Genomic DNA, 15,828 nt, shown 5'->3' on the forward strand with positions numbered 1-15,828 from the left:
TTTTAAATACCTTTGCGGTGATTGTTTGATCAATGTAACAGTTTTGTTGTACACGAATCGAGCCAGCAGATTGTGCTGAAAAAAAATGCAAATGGTGGAAAATCTGTTAAGTCGGTACCAGGCTTAGTCTGCCCATAACGCTATGGGTCTGGATAAACACTCACCGACATCACGTCGGGCTTACGGGAGCATCACATGACTGATATTGCGCAGTTGCTTGGCAAAGACGCCGACAGCCTTTTACAGCATCGTTGTATGACCATTCCAGCCGACCAGCTTTATCTGCCTGGCCACGATTACGTCGACCGCGTGATGGTTGATAACAACCGTCCGCCTGCGGTACTGCGAAATATGCAGACCCTCTATAATACCGGGCGACTGGGGGGAACCGGGTATCTTTCTATTCTGCCGGTTGACCAGGGCGTTGAGCACTCCGCGGGCGCCTCCTTTGCGGCGAACCCGCTGTATTTCGATCCGAAGAACATCGTCGAACTGGCGATAGAAGCGGGCTGTAACTGCGTGGCGTCCACCTATGGCGTACTGGCCTCCGTATCGCGTCGCTATGCCCACCGCATTCCATTCCTCGTCAAACTGAATCACAACGAAACCCTGAGCTACCCGACCGAATACGATCAGACGCTTTACGCTAGCGTAGAGCAGGCGTTCAATATGGGTGCGGTCGCGGTTGGGGCGACGATCTACTTTGGTTCTGAGCAGTCGCGTCGCCAGATTGAAGAAATTTCTGCTGCCTTCGAACGCGCGCATGAGCTGGGTATGGTCACCGTTCTGTGGGCGTATCTGCGTAACTCCGCATTTAAGAAAGACGGAGTGGACTACCACGTTTCTGCCGACCTGACCGGCCAGGCGAACCATCTGGCGGCAACCATTGGCGCGGATATCGTGAAGCAGAAGATGGCGGAAAATAACGGCGGTTATAAAGCGGTAAACTTCGGTTACACCGATGACCGGGTCTACAGCAAACTGACCAGTGAAAACCCTATCGACCTGGTGCGTTATCAGCTGGCGAACTGCTATATGGGACGTGCCGGGTTAATTAACTCCGGTGGTGCGGCGGGTGGCGACACCGATCTCTCCGACGCGGTGCGCACGGCGGTTATCAATAAGCGCGCGGGCGGTATGGGGCTGATCCTGGGCCGTAAGGCGTTTAAAAAATCGATGGCTGACGGCGTGAAGCTGATCAATGCCGTGCAGGATGTGTACCTGGACAGCAAAGTGACTATCGCTTAAGACTTTTTGTAAAACGCTGGCCGGGTCAGGCGTTACCGCCGCCCGGCCACACTGTCAACGCAGAAGCTGGCAGTCCGGTGGCAGCCGGCACTGTAGCGCGCCCGGTAACACCTCAATGCGGAACTGCTTTCCGCTCAGCGGCTCTCCGTCAAGATTAAACGTCATGCCGTGTGGGGCATTCACTTCAAACCACGCGGATTTACCGGCAATAATATTCGGGCTCTCCTCTGGCTGGGTCAGGGTGGTAAATAGCGCAGGCAGCAGGCCATCACCCGTGAAAATACGCAGCTGTAACTGACCATCATTGATCAGCGCCTCCGGGCATAACTGCTGTCCGCCACCGGCCTGACGGCCATTGCCGATACCAATCACCAGCGCATCACCCTGCCACTGAAAGTTCTCGCCGTGAATCTCACAGCGGTCCGGCTTTAGGGTATCCATGCGCATCAGGCCATGGATCAGATACGAGACGCCGCCCAGCGCTGCCTTCAGCTTTTCAGGGGTTTCGCTGGTAATGCGCGTCCCGAATCCACCGGTCGCCATATTAATAAAACAGGTTTTTTCATTCACCTGAGCAATATCCACGGCGGTGGCTTTGCCGAGGATAGCCAGCTGCAGGGCTTTTCCCAGTTCTTCCGGGATCCCGGCGCTGGTGGCGAAATCGTTGGCCGTACCGAGCGGCAAAATGCCCATCACCGGGCGGTCGGTTGCGGGAAGATCTATCAGGGCGCCGGCAATTTCATTAATGGTGCCATCGCCCCCGCCAGAAATAATGGTTTCGACCCCGAGCTTCAGGCCTTCGTCGATATAGCGTGCCGCATCACCTTTTTCCCACGTCACTCGCACGTGTATACGCGCACCGTCTTCACGCAAATCCGTCACTGCCTGGCGCAACAAATCGTTGCCCGCACTTTTGCCATTGAGAATCAATAAACTGTCTGGATAGATTGCCATCCGCGCTGCTCCCTTTTTTAGCGTTAGTAAGAGTGTATAGCAGGGAGGAAAAAAGCGGGTAAGAACAGGATGAAAGGGAAAAAATAAGCCCGCGTAAGGGAGATTACGCAGGCTAAGGAGGTGGTTCCTGGTACAGCTAGCATTTATGGGTTATGTTTTTCAGCGGGGGGATAATACCCGTATTGAACGAAGCGGTATGTGATCCGATTCTAAGAATTATCCCAGCGCGAAAAAATTTCCCTGCTTGACTATTTACTGTGCGGGTTACGGGTACTTTCACCGTTGAAATTACGCATCAGTAGCGCAAACTCCAGCTCCACTTCTTCGGGTACCGGCAGCCAGACGGTATGGCCATTGCCTGGCGCTACGTCAATTGCTTCGCCTTTACCGTTTTCCAGATGTTCCAGGGTGAAGTTCATGTTGCCCTGCGGGGTCATTAACTCCAGGCTGTCGCCTTTGGTGAATTTGTTCTTCACCGCCACGGCGGCCAGCGCACCTTTGCGCTCACCGGTAAAATCACCGACAAACTGCTGGCGCTCGGAAACGGAATAGCCGTGTTCGTAGTTCTGGTAATCGTCATGGGTGTGACGACGCAGGAAGCCTTCGGTATAACCGCGATGCGCCAGGCCTTCCAGGGTTTCCAGCAGGCTGGTATCGAACGGTTTACCGGCAGCGGCATCGTCGATGGCTTTACGGTACACCTGAGCAGTACGCGCGCAGTAGTAGTAGGACTTGGTACGGCCTTCAATTTTCAGGGAATGCACGCCCATCTGCGTCAGACGCTCAACGTGCGCAATCGCACGCAGGTCTTTGGAGTTCATGATATAAGTGCCATGCTCGTCTTCAAAGGCGGTCATGTACTCACCCGGACGTTTGGCCTCTTCAATCATGAACACGCTGTCAGTTGGCGCGCCGATGCCTAAGGTTGGCTCCACGTTGGTCACCGGGATCGGCTCATGTTTGTGGACGATATTGCCAATGTCGTCTTCTTTGCCTTCCTGAACGTTATATTCCCAGCGGCAGGCGTTGGTGCAGGTACCCTGATTCGGGTCACGCTTGTTGATATATCCCGAGAGCAGGCAGCGACCGGAGTAGGCCATGCACAGCGCGCCGTGAACGAAGATTTCGATTTCCATATCCGGCACCTGCGTGCGGATCTCTTCAATCTCTTCCAGCGAAAGTTCACGAGACAGAATGACGCGGGTCAGCCCCATCTGTTTCCAGAATTTCACCGTTGCCCAGTTAACGGCGTTGGCCTGAACGGAGAGGTGAATATCCATCTCCGGGAAGTTCTCCCGAACCAGCATAATTAAACCCGGGTCCGACATGATCAGCGCGTCCGGTCCCATATCAACCACCGGCTTCAGATCGCGGATGAACGTTTTCAGCTTGGCGTTATGCGGCGCAATGTTGACCACCACGTAGAATTTTTTGCCCAGGGCATGTGCTTCGTTAATGCCGAGCTGCAGGTTCTCGTGGTTGAATTCATTGTTACGCACGCGCAGCGAGTAGCGCGGCTGGCCAGCATAGACGGCGTCAGCGCCATAGGCGAAAGCGTAACGCATATTTTGCAGCGTTCCCGCCGGGGAAAGGAGTTCCGGTTTAAACATGTTTGTTCTCGTTCTGATGACAGGTCAGATCCGCATGCACCAAGTGCAGCGGTAAGGGGAGATCCCCCACTTTAAGGGCGGGCATTGTAGCGCTGAGGGACAGGGAGGTAAAGCGCCGGGTCGTACCATCGCTAACCCGGCCGGAGGCGTGTCGTCAGGTATTGTCTTTTACCGTCTGGCTTGAACCGTTAGTTTTGACCGACGCGATGCCTTTATCTCGCGACTGTTCCGAGGCATACATCTGGCTGCTGCCAATAACCTGATGATTCCCGGCCTTCAGATTGAAGTGGAATTTACCGTTGGTGGCCACTTTCTTCTCATAACGTTCATCAGAAGGGCTATTGGTGCGGACGGAGGCGATACCGTTTTCGGCGGAATTTTTGGTGGTGTAAAGCTCACTGGTCAGGATCGTTTCTCCGTTTCCTGCTTTGAGAACAAACCTGAACTGACCATCACTGCTTTTGTTTAACTCGAACCAACCAGACATAGGAACTCCTTGAACGAAGTGGAATTATCTGCACCAGTTATCAATAAGCGAACCGGTAATGTGAGTATGGTTGATTCTTCGTTGCTTTCCAGAAATGAAAAACCCGCCAGCAGGCGGGTTCGGTAAGCTAAATGCTCAGGCTATCCTGCACGCATCCGCTTCCCATCGGTAGCCCACGCCATATACCGCACGGATAAATGACTGCTCCGCATCGAGCGCTTCCAGCTTGCGGCGCAGGTTTTTAATATGGCTGTCGATGGTACGGTCAGTCACGACGCGGTAATCATCATACAGACGGTTCAGCAGTTGCTCGCGGGAGAAGACCTTCCCCGGCTCGTGGGAGAGGGTTTTCAACAGGCGGAATTCGGCGGGGGTGAGATCCAGCAGCTTGCCGCGCCAGCTCGCCTGGAAGCGGCTTTCATCGACGATAAGTGGGCTTTCCGCGTCCAGTACCTGCAGTTCTCGATGGGGCTTGCAGCGGCGCAGAATGGTTTTTACACGCGCGACCACTTCACGCGGGCTGTATGGCTTGCAGATGTAATCATCCGCGCCAATTTCGAGGCCCAGCAGGCGGTCGATCTCTTCGATTTTCGCCGTCACCATCACCACCGGCACGTCTGAGAAGCGACGAATTTCCCGGCACAGGGTCAGGCCATCGGTTCCGGGGAGCATCAGATCCAGCAGGATCAGGTCCGGCGGCGTCTGGCGCACATAAGGCAGCACCTGATCGCCATGGCTGATAAGCGTGGGGGCATAGCTTGCCGCGCGTAAATAGTCGATCAGTAACTGCCCGAGCTTCGGCTCGTCTTCGACAATCAAAATGCGTGGCGTGTTTTCGTCAATCGGTAACTCGGTCATGCTTCTCTCGATAAATCCCGTTCCAGAGGTAACTCTACTGTAATGCTTACCCCGCCAAAAGGCGAATGGGCGGCGCGGATCGTGCCATTATGGGCCTCGACGATGTTTACGCAAATCGCCAGTCCCAGACCGGACCCGCCGCTGGCGCGATTGCGGGAGCCTTCGGTGCGATAAAATCGCTCAAACAGTTTTTCCAGCTGTGCATCCTGCACGCCGGGGGCGGAATCCGCAAAGGTCAGGGCAAAATGCCCGTTTTCTTGTTTGCCGGAAATATGCAGGCCACCGCCGCTGTCGGTGTAGCGCAGGCTATTTTCCAGCAGATTGTTGAACAGCTGCATCAGGCGGTCTTTGTCGCCAAACACCACGGCGCTGTCAGGCAGTGAGAGATCGATTTTCAGGTTGCGGCTGGCGAAACGTTCGCGGAAGGCACCGCTTACCACCTCCAGCACGTTTATCACATCGACGGGCGCTTTCTGGTAGGCCAGCGCGCCTTCGTCCGACATGGAGAGCTGGTGGAGGTCATCGACCAGTTTGGTCAGCGTGCCCACTTCCGCCTGCAGCGAGGCCACCGATTCGGGAGTGAACTGACGCACGCCGTCCTGAATAGCTTCCAGCTCGCCGCGCAGCACCGCCAGCGGCGTGCGGAGTTCATGGGAAATATCGGCCATAAAATCGCGTCGCATCTGCTGGTTTTTTTCCAGGGTGCTGGCAAGCTGGTTAAAGTCCTGCGCCAGCTTACCGAGTTCGTCCTGGCTACGGGTATCGACGCGGGTGGAGAAATCCCCGGCGGCCAGCTTATGCGTCCCTTCCACCAGCCGTTTAACCGGCGCGAGCAGACCGCGGGCCAGCGGGAAGGTCGCGAGCGCGGCCAGTAGGGTGGAGAGCGCGACAATCAACCAGCTGGTGCGGCGCTGCTGGCGATCAAAGTTGATATCGGTGTTACGCGTCAGGCGTTCAACCGGCGAGGCGATCACCCAGCCGACGGTGGCGTTATTCACTGTGATCGCCCGCTTTGTGCCATCTGGCGGAATGGGCGCGCGCGGGCCAACCAGTACGCGCATATCCTGGTCTATCACCCAGAACTGGGTGCGCCAGCCGTGCGGCGGCATCCCGGGGCCCGGGCGATCGTCACCGGTATCATGCTCAAGCGAGCGCAGGATCTGGAATACGAAGCGGTCGTTATTGCGCAGAAAACGCCAGTTACCGTGCAGGGCATACTGATCGCTCAGTGCATCGCTCAGCCCCTGTAAACGCTGTTCATTTCCATGCTTGATGTAATCAATAAAACCCCGTTCGAAACTGACCCGCACGGCCCAGTGCATGGTGACCAGCAGCACGATACAGGTGGCAAATATCGCCACAAAGAGTTTACCGGTAATGCCCGGACGCCAGAATTTCATGGTGCACTCCTTTTGCCGTGTCGGATAACGACGTTCTTACGGGTATCATCCGGCACTCTGGCGAAGATGAACGCGGGCAGGGCGATAATCACCGCCATGCTGAGATAGGTATACAAAAAGACCTGATGGGCGACCGGCGTGTCGACGCTAAGGTGATGCTGTCCGTACATGCCGAGCAGTAAACCGGCAAGGGTCACCCCTACGCTCATGGAGAGCTGCATGATCATCGACAGCAGGCTGTTTCCGCTGCTCGCCAGGTCATCCGGGAGTGCTTTTAACGTCAGGGTATTCATTGATGAAAAGCGCACAGAGTTAATTATGCCCTGGCAGAACAACACCAGCGGCAGCGCGTAGTACCAGCCCAGCAGCGCCACAGCCATAAACAGCAGGCTCACCAGGGCTAACCCAAGCGTCGCGGCGACCAGGACGTGGCGATAACCAAAACGGTTAACCACCTGCACCACGATGCGTTTCATTCCCATGCTGCCAAGTACCATCGGGATCATCATCAAGCCGGCGTGAAACGGTGAAAATCCCATTCCAATCTGCAAAAAGACTGGCGTCATAAAGGGCAACATGCCGCTGCCGACGCGCCCGGCAAAGCTCCCGAACAGGCCCAGACGATAGGTGGGGTTTTTAAACAGATCGAGCGTGAACAACGCGCTCTCGTTACCTCTGGCATGCCAGAGATACCACAGGATAGCGGTAATGCCGAGCGCCACCAGAAGGCCAAGCGTCAGGGCGGAAATCCCGAGGCCTTTTTGGCCATCAAGCGCGAGGGTGAGCATCGCCATCCCCGCCGCCAGCAGGATAAAACCCAGGAAATCAAAGCGCCGGGTCTGCATGGTGTAGTTAGGCATCAGCATCAGGGTGGCAATCGCGCCGATGATGCCCACCGGCAGGTTGATTAAGAAGATCCAGTGCCAGGAGGCATACTCCACCAGCACTCCACCCAGCGCCGGGCCAAGCAGCGGGCCGACCTGGCCGGGCAGGGTGACGAAGGTCATTGCGGCCATGTACTGCTCGCGGGGCACAATCTTCATCACCGTCAGCCGCCCGACAGGCACCATCATCGCCCCGCCAATGCCCTGTAACGCGCGGGCCATCACCAGTTGATCCAGCGTATTCGCCTGGGCGCAAAACAGCGAGCCTGTGGTAAACAGCACGATGGCGGTGAAAAAGATATTCCGCACGCCCACTTTGTCCGCCAGCCAGCCGCTGGCCGGAAGCATAACGGCCACCGTTAATACATAGGAGACAATCACCATATGCATATGCAGCGGACTCTCCCCCAGGCTTTTTGCCATCGAGGGGAGGGCGGTATTGACGATGGTTGTATCCAGCGACTGCATAAAGAAGCCGAAGGCGACAATCCACAGCTGCCAGCGCACGTGACGTGGGAGGTCGGTCATTTATTCGGTTACCGTCGTTCTGTTTTTACGCGAAAAACGCACCCGCAGGCGGTCAAAGAACAGATAGACCACCGGCGTGGTGTAGAGCGTCAGCAGCTGGCTCATCACCAGCCCCCCGACAATGGTGATCCCCAGCGGCTGGCGCAATTCTGAGCCGTCGCCGCCGGAAATCACCAGCGGCAGCGCGCCAAACAGCGCCGCCAGCGTGGTCATCATGATCGGGCGAAAACGCAGCAGACAGGCCTGGAATATGGCCTCTTCTGGCGTCAGGTTGCCATTTCGCTGGGCGTCCAGCGCGAAGTCCACCATCATAATGGCGTTTTTCTTCACGATGCCAATTAACAGCATGATACCAATCAGCGCAATCAGGCTGAAGGGTGCGCCGAACAGCTCCAGCGCCAGCAGCGCCCCGACGCCCGCCGACGGCAGCGTGGAGAGAATGGTCAGCGGATGGACGTAGCTTTCATAAAGCACGCCCAGCACGATATAGACCGTCGCAATGGCGGCCAGAATCAAAATCACCTGCGAATTCATCGTCTCCTGGAACACCTGCGCGGTACCGGCAAAACTGCCGCGTACCGTGGACGGCACGCCAAGCTGGGTCATCGCACGGTTGATTGCATCGCTGGCCTCAGAGAGGGACGAACCGGCTGGCAGGTTAAAGGAGATGGTCGATGCCGCCGAAAGGCCCTGGTGGTTCACCGACAGCGGCGCGTTCGCCGGCTGCCAGCTGGCAAAGTAAGAGAGCGGGATCGCCTTACCGTCGTTATTAATCACAAACATGTTGTCCAGCGCGCTGATGTCCTGGGTGTAACGCGGGTCCACCTCCATCACCACCTTGTATTGGTTCATGGGCTGGTAGATGGTGGAAATCTCACGCTGGCCGAAGGCATTGTTCAGCAGGCTGTTGGCGGCATCGACGTTAATCCCCAGACGTGACATGGTTTCGCGATTGTAGGTCAGCGCCATTTCTGCGCCGTTGTCCTGCTGATCGGAGTTAACGTCCGCCAGCTGTGGCAGGGCGGCCAGCGCCTTGCGGATCTTAGGCTCCCACTCGCGCAGGGCGGCTAAATCGTCAGAGAGTAACGTGTACTGATAGCTGGCGTTAGCCTGACGCCCGCCGACGCGGATATCCTGAACGGCCATCAAAAACAGATTAGCGCCCGGCTCTTTGGCGAGCTTCACGCGCAGGCGGTCGATAACCTGCTGGGCGGTTTCATTGCGCTCGTCACGCGGCTTCAGGGTGATAAACATCATCCCACTGTTCACCCGCGAACCGCCGGTAAAGCCGGTTACGTTATCTACCGCTTTATCTTCGCGGATGATCTTCATAAAGTCCTGCAGCTTGCCGCGCATGGCCTGAAACGAAATACTCTGGTCTGCCTGGATCCCGCCCATCAGCACCCCGGTGTCCTGCTCCGGGAAGAAGGTTTTGGGGATAGAAATGTACATCCAGACGTTGAGCACGATGGTGCCAATCAGCACCAGGCCGACAATGCGCGTATGCCTCAGCACCCACTTCAGGGACTTGCCATAGCTCTCCTGCATCGCCAGCAGGAAGCGACCAAACCCCTTACGGCGCGGCTGAGAGTGGGGCTGGCTGCGTTTTAACATCCAGCCGCACATCATCGGCGTGAGCGTGAGGGACACGATCAATGAAATACCGATGGCGACCGAGAGCGTGACGGCAAATTCCCGTAACAGCCGGCCAGGCAGGCCGCCCATCAGCAGTAACGGCAGGAACACCGCCACCAGCGACAGGCTCATCGACAGTACCGTAAAGCTCACTTCACGCGTTCCCTGCAGCGCGGCCTGCAGCGGTTTCATCCCCGCCTCCAGATGGCGCGAGATGTTCTCCAGCACCACAATGGCGTCATCCACCACGAAGCCGGTGGCAATCGTCAGCGCCATCAGCGAAAGGTTGTTAAGGCTAAATCCGCACAGGTACATCGCCGCGAAGGTCCCGATCAGCGAGACAGGCACTGCCACCGCAGGGATCAGCGTGGCCCGGCCTGAACGCAGAAACAGGAAGACCACCAGAATCACCAGCGCAACGGAGATCACAAGCGTCTGCTCTACCTCTTCAAGCGAGGCGCGAATGGTGGGGGAGCGATCCTGGGCAATCTGCAGATCGATCGCCGCCGGGATGGTCTGCTGGAGTTCCGGCAATCTCGCGCGGATACTGTTCACCGTCTCAATAATGTTGGCTTCCGGCAGCTTGCGGATCATCAGCAAAATGGCCGGTTTGGCGTTGGTCATCCCGGCGTTGCGCACGTCCTGCACCGAGTCGGTGACGCTCGCGACATCGCTCAGGCGCACCGCCGCACCGTTGTTGTAGTGAATGATCAGCGGCTGGTATTCCGCAGCGGTTTTCAGCTCATCGTTAGTCTGGATCTGCCAGCGGTGGCTACTGTCCTCAATGGCCCCCTGCGGTTTGCGCACGTTTGCATTGCTGATGGCAGAGCGCACATCGTCCAGTGAAACACCCTGGTTAAACAGCGCCTGCGGGTTTAAGCCCACGCGCACGGCGGGCAGAGAGCTTCCGCCAACGCTGACATCACCCACGCCGTTAATCTGGGCGAGGGTCTGCGCCAGTTGGGTGGAGGCGAAATCGTACAGTTGCCCCTGCGAATAGGTGTCCGAGGTAAGCGTCAGGATCATGATCGGCGCATCGGACGGGTTCGCTTTACGGTAAGTCGGACGGCCCGGCATCCCGCTCGGTAGCAGGTTCTGCGCGGCGTTGATCGCCGCCTGCACATCGCGCGCGGCGCCGTTAATATCCCGGTCGAAGCTGAATTCCAGAATGATGCGTGTGCTGCCAAGCGAGCTGCTGGAAGTCATCTCGTTGACCCCGGCAATTCGCCCGAGTGAACGTTCCAGCGGTGTGGCAACCGACGAGGCCATGGTTTCCGGTGATGCACCGGGCAGCGAGGCGCTGACCATGATCACCGGGAAATCCACCTGCGGCAGCGGGGCCACCGGCAGCAGCCGGAAGCCCAGGACGCCGCACAGGGTGATGGCGAGTGAGAGTAAAATCGTCGCCACCGGACGATAAATGAAGAGGGCGAAAAACTTCATTTACGCCTCCTCTTCACGTTTCGGGAAGCGGCTTCTCGTCCACAGCGCCAGACGGTCGAACAGCAGATAAATGACCGGCGTGGTAAACAGGGTCAGGACCTGGCTTACCAGCAGGCCACCGACCATGCCAATCCCCAGCGGACGACGCAGCTCGGCCCCGACGCCGGTACTGAGCATCAGCGGCAGGGCACCTAACAGGGCGGCGAGGGTGGTCATCAGGATCGGGCGAAAACGCAGCAGGCAGGCCTGGAAAATTGCCTCGCGCGGCGACATCCCCTGCTCGCGCTCGGCGGCAAGGGCAAAGTCGATCATCATGATGGCGTTTTTCTTCACGATCCCGATAAGCAGGATGATCCCAATGATGGCAATCACGTCCAGCTCGCTCCCCGCCAGCATCAATGCCAGCAGTGCCCCCACGCCCGCCGTTGGCAGGGTGGAGAGGATGGTAATCGGGTGAATAAAGCTTTCATACAGCACACCGAGCACGATATACATCGCCACCACGGCCGCGACAATCAGCCAGATGGTGTTGCCCAGCGCGGCCTGGAACGCCAGCGTGCTGCCCTGGAACTGGGTCTGAATATCGGACGGGAAGTTCAACGTCTTCTCTGCGGCCAGAATGGACTCCACCGCTTCGCCCAGTGAATAACCGTCCGGTACGTTAAACGAGATGGTGGTGGACGGGAACTGATCCAGATGGTTAATCGACAGCGGTGTGTAGCGCTCTTCCACCGTCGCGATGGCGCTGAGGGGCACGATGCCTCCGTCTTTGCTGGTCAGGCGCACCGAATCGAGCGCGGCCAGGCCGGGCGTGTTTTCCGTGTTGTGTTCCAGCACCACGCGATACTGATTCGCCTGGGTATAGATGGTGGAGATCAGACGCTGACCGAATGCGTTATACAGCGCGTTATCCACGTCGGCCATGGTGATCCCAAGCCGGCTGGCGGTATCACGGTTGACGTTCACATATGCCGCCAGCCCTTTGTCCTGCCAGTCGCTGCTGACGTCCGAGAGCTGCGGCAGGGCGTTGAGTTTATCCACCAGTTGCGGTACCCAGGTGCTGAGCGCATCAAGGGTGGTGGCCTGCAGCGTGAACTGGTACTGGGTACGGCTCACCTGGGTATCGATGGTTAAATCCTGAATCGGCTGGAGGTACAGCTCAATACCCGGCACGCGCGCTACGGCAGTTTGCAGGCGGTCGATCACCGTCTGCACGCGGTCGTCGCGATCGTCAAGCGGTTTAAGGTTGATCTGCAGGCGGGCACTGTTCAGCGACGGGTTGGTGCCATCGACACCGACATACGAGGTCAGGCTCTCTACTGCCGGATCTTTCATGATGATCTCTGACACCTGCTGCTGACGCTGCGCCATGTTAGCGAAGGAGACCGTCTGCGGTGCCTGAAGCGTGCCCTGGATAATGCCGTTGTCCTGAATCGGGAAGAAGCCTTTCGGGATGAAAATCCACAGCATAACGCTGAGCGCCAGCGTACCAAGCGCCACGCCAAGGGTTGCCCATGGATGGTTAAGCACTTTCGCCAGCACCCGTCCGTAAGCGGCAATAATGCGTTCGAACATCCGCTCAGAGGCGCGCGAGAAGCGGTTTTGCTTGCGCAGGGAGGCATGGCTCAGCATACGGGCGCACATCATCGGCGTGAGGGTAAGTGACACCACGGCGGAAATCAGAATGGCGACGGCCAGCGTCACGGCAAATTCGCGGAACAAACGCCCGACGATATCGCCCATAAACAGCAGTGGGATCAGTACCGCAATCAGTGAGAAGGTGAGGGAGATAATGGTAAAGCCGATCTCGCCCGCTCCTTTCAGCGCCGCGACTAACGGTTTTTCGCCTTTTTCGATATAGCGCGAGATGTTCTCGATAACAACGATAGCGTCATCGACCACAAAGCCGGTGGCAATGGTAAGGGCCATCAGCGTCAGGTTATTTATCGAAAAATCGAGGAACACCATGACGGCAAATGTTCCCACCAGTGAGAGCGGCACGGCGACGGCAGGAATGAGGGTCGCCGGCACGTTACGCAGGAACAGGTAGATGATCATCACCACCAGCGCAATCGCCAGCATCAGTTCAAACTGGGTGTCAGTCACGGACGCGCGAATATTGGTGGTCCGGTCAGACAGCACTTTCACGCTCACTGACCTGGGCAGGCTTTCAATCAGCTGCGGCAGCATAGTGCGAATGCTGTCTGCGGTTTCAATGATATTAGCACCCGGCTGGCGCTGGACGTTCATCACGATTGCCTGCTGTTTGTTGGCCCAGGCGCCGAGCCAGCTGTTTTCCGCACCTTGCTCAACGGTTGCCACATCGCCCAGACGCACCGGCGCACCGTTCTGGTACGCGACGATCAGCTGTCGATATTCATCCGCAGACTGCATTTGATCGTTCGCCGAGAGGGTCACGGCCCGGGTTGGGCCATCAAGCGAGCCTTTCGCCGAGTTGACGTTGGCGTTACTGATGGCGCTGCGGATGGTTTCGCTGGTGAGGCCCAGCGCGGCAATGGCCTGGGCGTTGAGCTTCACGCGCACCGCCGGACGTTGACCGCCGGCAAGCGTAACCAGCCCCACGCCAGAGACCTGTGAAATTTTCTGTGCCACGCGCGTTTCGACCATGTCTTCGACCTGAGTCATCGGCATGGCGGAGGAGGTGACGGCGAGCGTCATGATCGGCGGATCCGCCGGGTTTACTTTGCTGTAGACCGGTGGATTGGGCAGGTCCGATGGCAGCAGGTTGGTGGCTGCGTTAATCGCGGCCTGTACTTCCTGTTCGGCAACGTCGAGTGAGAGCGTAAGCTGGAACTGCAGCGTCACCACGGATGCTCCGCCGGAGCTTTGCGAGGACATTTGCTTCAGGCCAGACATCTGACCAAACTGGCGCTCCAGCGGCGCGGTGATGGCAGACGTCACCACATCCGGGCTCGCACCCGGATAAAGGGTGACCACCTGGATGGTGGGATAATCCACTTCCGGCAGCGCCGAGACGGGCAGGAAGCGATAGCCAATAATCCCGGCCAGCAGGATCGCCACCATTAACAGCGTGGTGGCAACAGGGCGCAGAATAAACAGGCGTGAAGGCCCACCTGTAGAGCTCGGGGGCATAACCTGCATCAGGAAGTCGCTCCCTGCTTAGCAGGCTGTTGCTGGCCTTCAACCACTTCGACTTTCGCCCCCTCGGTGAGACGATCAATACCGTCGGTAACCACGCGGTCACCTGCGGAAAGGCCGGCGCTGATCACCACCGTCTGGCTGTCCTGAATGCCGGTTTTCACCAGATGCTTGCTGACGTTATTCTCACTGTTAAGCACCCAGACAAAGTTCCCTTCGTTGCCCATCTGCAGCGCCGCCGTCGGGATAACGACCGCATTTTCCTGCGTTGCGACCAGCATCCGCGCATTCACGAACTGATTCGGGAAAAGCGCATCATCCTGATTGTTAAAGCGGGCTTTTAACTTGATGGTGCCGGTGGTGGTGTCAATCTGGTTATCCAGACTGAGCAGGGTGCCTTCGCTCAATTTTTGCTTGTTGGTGCGATCCCAGGCCTCCACAACCAGCCCTTTGCCGGCTTTTTGCGCCTGAACCACGGTTGCGATGTCGCTCTCCGGCAGGGTAAAGACTAAATCGACAGGATGCGTCTGGGTGATGACCACGATACCGGTGGTATCGCCGCTGGAAATCTGGTTGCCAATATCAACCTGCTTCAGACCGACGCGGCCGTCAATCGGGGCGGTGATGCGGCTCCAGTCGAGCTGTAACTGTGCGCTGGCCACGGCGGCTTCGTCAGCTTTAAGGGTGCCCAGCGCTTCGCTGACCAGAGACTGCTGCGTATCCAGTTCCTGACGCGATACCAGGTTGGTTTTCACCAGTTGCTGATAGCGTGCCAAATCGCGTCGGGCGTTCGCGAGCGTGGCCTTGTCTTTCGCAAGCTGGCCCTGTGCCTGCGCGAGGGTGACTTTAAACTGGCTTGGGTCAATTTCCGCCAGTAAGTCCCCGGCTTTAACCTGCTGGCCTTCCTGGAAGTGAAGCGCCATCAGCTGCCCGTCCACACGGCTGCGAACCGTAACGGTGTTGGCGGCGGTAATGGTTCCCAGCCCGGAGAGATAACGGGGCACCGCTTTATTTACCGCAGTAGCCGCCTGAACGGGAGCCAGCGCACCGCCGCGCATGCCGTGACGCCCGCCACTCGCGGGACGCTGAGATGGGCTGCTGGCACTTGCAGAAGTGTCAGAAGAGTGATTGTGCCAGAACCAGGCGGCGGCAAGAGCCACCACAATGATGCCAGCGGCGATTGCCCAGCGGGATTTGTTACTGCCTTTCATCGTTATACGTTCTCATCCTGAATACTTCGGGGAATGATACTAGTTTAGTCAGGCAACACGGCAGAAAAATGGAGGAAATATGGAAGACTGTCTGGATTTGTCTGATTGGCAGGGGAAGGGGCGCGGCGTGAGGCGGCCTTCAAATCGGATCAATTGCCAGTGCATAATTTACCAGGAATATTCCCTGCCACCTGAAATATTCTTATTATTTATCTGCCGGGTGAGAAACGGAGAAAGATAACAATTGGTTTTATTATTTAATTTGTCTTTAGGAAAATTTCATTATTCATCATGTAAGGATCGGAATATTCTCTGTCATACCAATATTTTTCATCTTGTTATCAAATCATTAACAAACTAATGATTTTTTGCAATGTGACGTATTTATTTGATTTGAAATATGTTTTTGTTATTCCTTTCAATGCACCACTTTTGATTTGTATCAAAAAG

The 15,828-nt window shown here is 57.1% G+C and carries 10 protein-coding genes; 1 reads left to right on the forward strand and 9 read right to left on the reverse strand.

The window, feature by feature from the left end; genetic code table 11:
• Positions 1-195 precede the first annotated feature (195 nt).
• A complete protein-coding gene (fbaB, locus tag QRN24_RS07330; protein ID WP_014170857.1) occupies positions 196-1,248 on the forward strand; it encodes a class I fructose-bisphosphate aldolase in 1,053 nt (350 codons plus the stop codon).
• A gap of 54 nt (positions 1,249-1,302) precedes the next feature.
• Here fbaB and yegS read toward each other — a convergent pair whose 3' ends face one another.
• The 9 genes from yegS to QRN24_RS07375 form a co-directional block, all read right to left on the reverse strand.
• Entirely contained in the window at positions 1,303-2,202 is a 900-nt protein-coding gene (gene yegS, locus QRN24_RS07335; protein WP_014170856.1) for a lipid kinase YegS, read from the reverse strand.
• A 248-nt stretch (positions 2,203-2,450) separates the two neighbouring features.
• A complete protein-coding gene (trhP, locus tag QRN24_RS07340) occupies positions 2,451-3,812 on the reverse strand; it encodes a prephenate-dependent tRNA uridine(34) hydroxylase TrhP (protein WP_014170855.1) in 1,362 nt (453 codons plus the stop codon).
• Between the two features lie 154 nt (positions 3,813-3,966).
• Positions 3,967-4,299, reverse strand: coding sequence for a YegP family protein (locus tag QRN24_RS07345; protein ID WP_014170853.1), 333 nt, complete (start codon positions 4,297-4,299; stop codon positions 3,967-3,969).
• A gap of 135 nt (positions 4,300-4,434) precedes the next feature.
• Positions 4,435-5,157, reverse strand: coding sequence for an envelope stress response regulator BaeR (gene baeR / locus QRN24_RS07350; protein ID WP_014170852.1), 723 nt, complete (start codon positions 5,155-5,157; stop codon positions 4,435-4,437).
• A complete protein-coding gene (gene baeS / locus QRN24_RS07355; RefSeq protein WP_020883244.1) occupies positions 5,154-6,557 on the reverse strand; it encodes an envelope stress sensor histidine kinase BaeS in 1,404 nt (467 codons plus the stop codon). The genes baeR and baeS overlap by 4 nt, the downstream gene beginning before the upstream one ends.
• A complete protein-coding gene (locus QRN24_RS07360; RefSeq protein ID WP_014170850.1) occupies positions 6,554-7,969 on the reverse strand; it encodes an MFS transporter in 1,416 nt (471 codons plus the stop codon). Before QRN24_RS07360 ends, baeS begins: the two co-directional genes overlap by 4 nt.
• On the reverse strand, positions 7,970-11,047 hold the full coding sequence (gene mdtC / locus QRN24_RS07365; RefSeq protein WP_284942550.1) for a multidrug efflux RND transporter permease subunit MdtC: 3,078 nt from the start codon (positions 11,045-11,047) through the stop codon (positions 7,970-7,972). It lies immediately after the preceding gene.
• The gene (locus QRN24_RS07370) at positions 11,048-14,170 is read right to left on the reverse strand and encodes an MdtB/MuxB family multidrug efflux RND transporter permease subunit (protein ID WP_284942551.1); all 3,123 of its coding nucleotides are present in this window, start codon (positions 14,168-14,170) and stop codon (positions 11,048-11,050) included.
• A complete protein-coding gene (locus QRN24_RS07375) occupies positions 14,170-15,378 on the reverse strand; it encodes an MdtA/MuxA family multidrug efflux RND transporter periplasmic adaptor subunit (protein WP_047955864.1) in 1,209 nt (402 codons plus the stop codon). The genes QRN24_RS07370 and QRN24_RS07375 overlap by 1 nt, the downstream gene beginning before the upstream one ends.
• Positions 15,379-15,828: the final 450 nt, after the last annotated feature.

The organism is Enterobacter sp. MEB024 (assembly GCF_030209635.1).
In the GTDB taxonomy this organism is placed as follows: Bacteria; Pseudomonadota; Gammaproteobacteria; order Enterobacterales; family Enterobacteriaceae; genus Enterobacter; species Enterobacter ludwigii.

What these genes read in the sequence shown, in the direction of transcription:
- fbaB (WP_014170857.1), top strand. Translation starts at nt 196, where the DNA reads ATGACTGATATTGCGCAGTTGCTTGGCAAAGACGCCGACAGCCTTTTA.
- yegS (WP_014170856.1), bottom strand. Translation starts at nt 2,202, where the DNA reads ATGGCAATCTATCCAGACAGTTTATTGATTCTCAATGGCAAAAGTGCG.
- trhP (WP_014170855.1), bottom strand. Translation starts at nt 3,812, where the DNA reads ATGTTTAAACCGGAACTCCTTTCCCCGGCGGGAACGCTGCAAAATATG.
- QRN24_RS07345 (WP_014170853.1), bottom strand. Translation starts at nt 4,299, where the DNA reads ATGTCTGGTTGGTTCGAGTTAAACAAAAGCAGTGATGGTCAGTTCAGG.
- baeR (WP_014170852.1), bottom strand. Translation starts at nt 5,157, where the DNA reads ATGACCGAGTTACCGATTGACGAAAACACGCCACGCATTTTGATTGTC.
- baeS (WP_020883244.1), bottom strand. Translation starts at nt 6,557, where the DNA reads ATGAAATTCTGGCGTCCGGGCATTACCGGTAAACTCTTTGTGGCGATA.
- QRN24_RS07360 (WP_014170850.1), bottom strand. Translation starts at nt 7,969, where the DNA reads ATGACCGACCTCCCACGTCACGTGCGCTGGCAGCTGTGGATTGTCGCC.
- mdtC (WP_284942550.1), bottom strand. Translation starts at nt 11,047, where the DNA reads ATGAAGTTTTTCGCCCTCTTCATTTATCGTCCGGTGGCGACGATTTTA.
- QRN24_RS07370 (WP_284942551.1), bottom strand. Translation starts at nt 14,170, where the DNA reads ATGCAGGTTATGCCCCCGAGCTCTACAGGTGGGCCTTCACGCCTGTTT.
- QRN24_RS07375 (WP_047955864.1), bottom strand. Translation starts at nt 15,378, where the DNA reads ATGAAAGGCAGTAACAAATCCCGCTGGGCAATCGCCGCTGGCATCATT.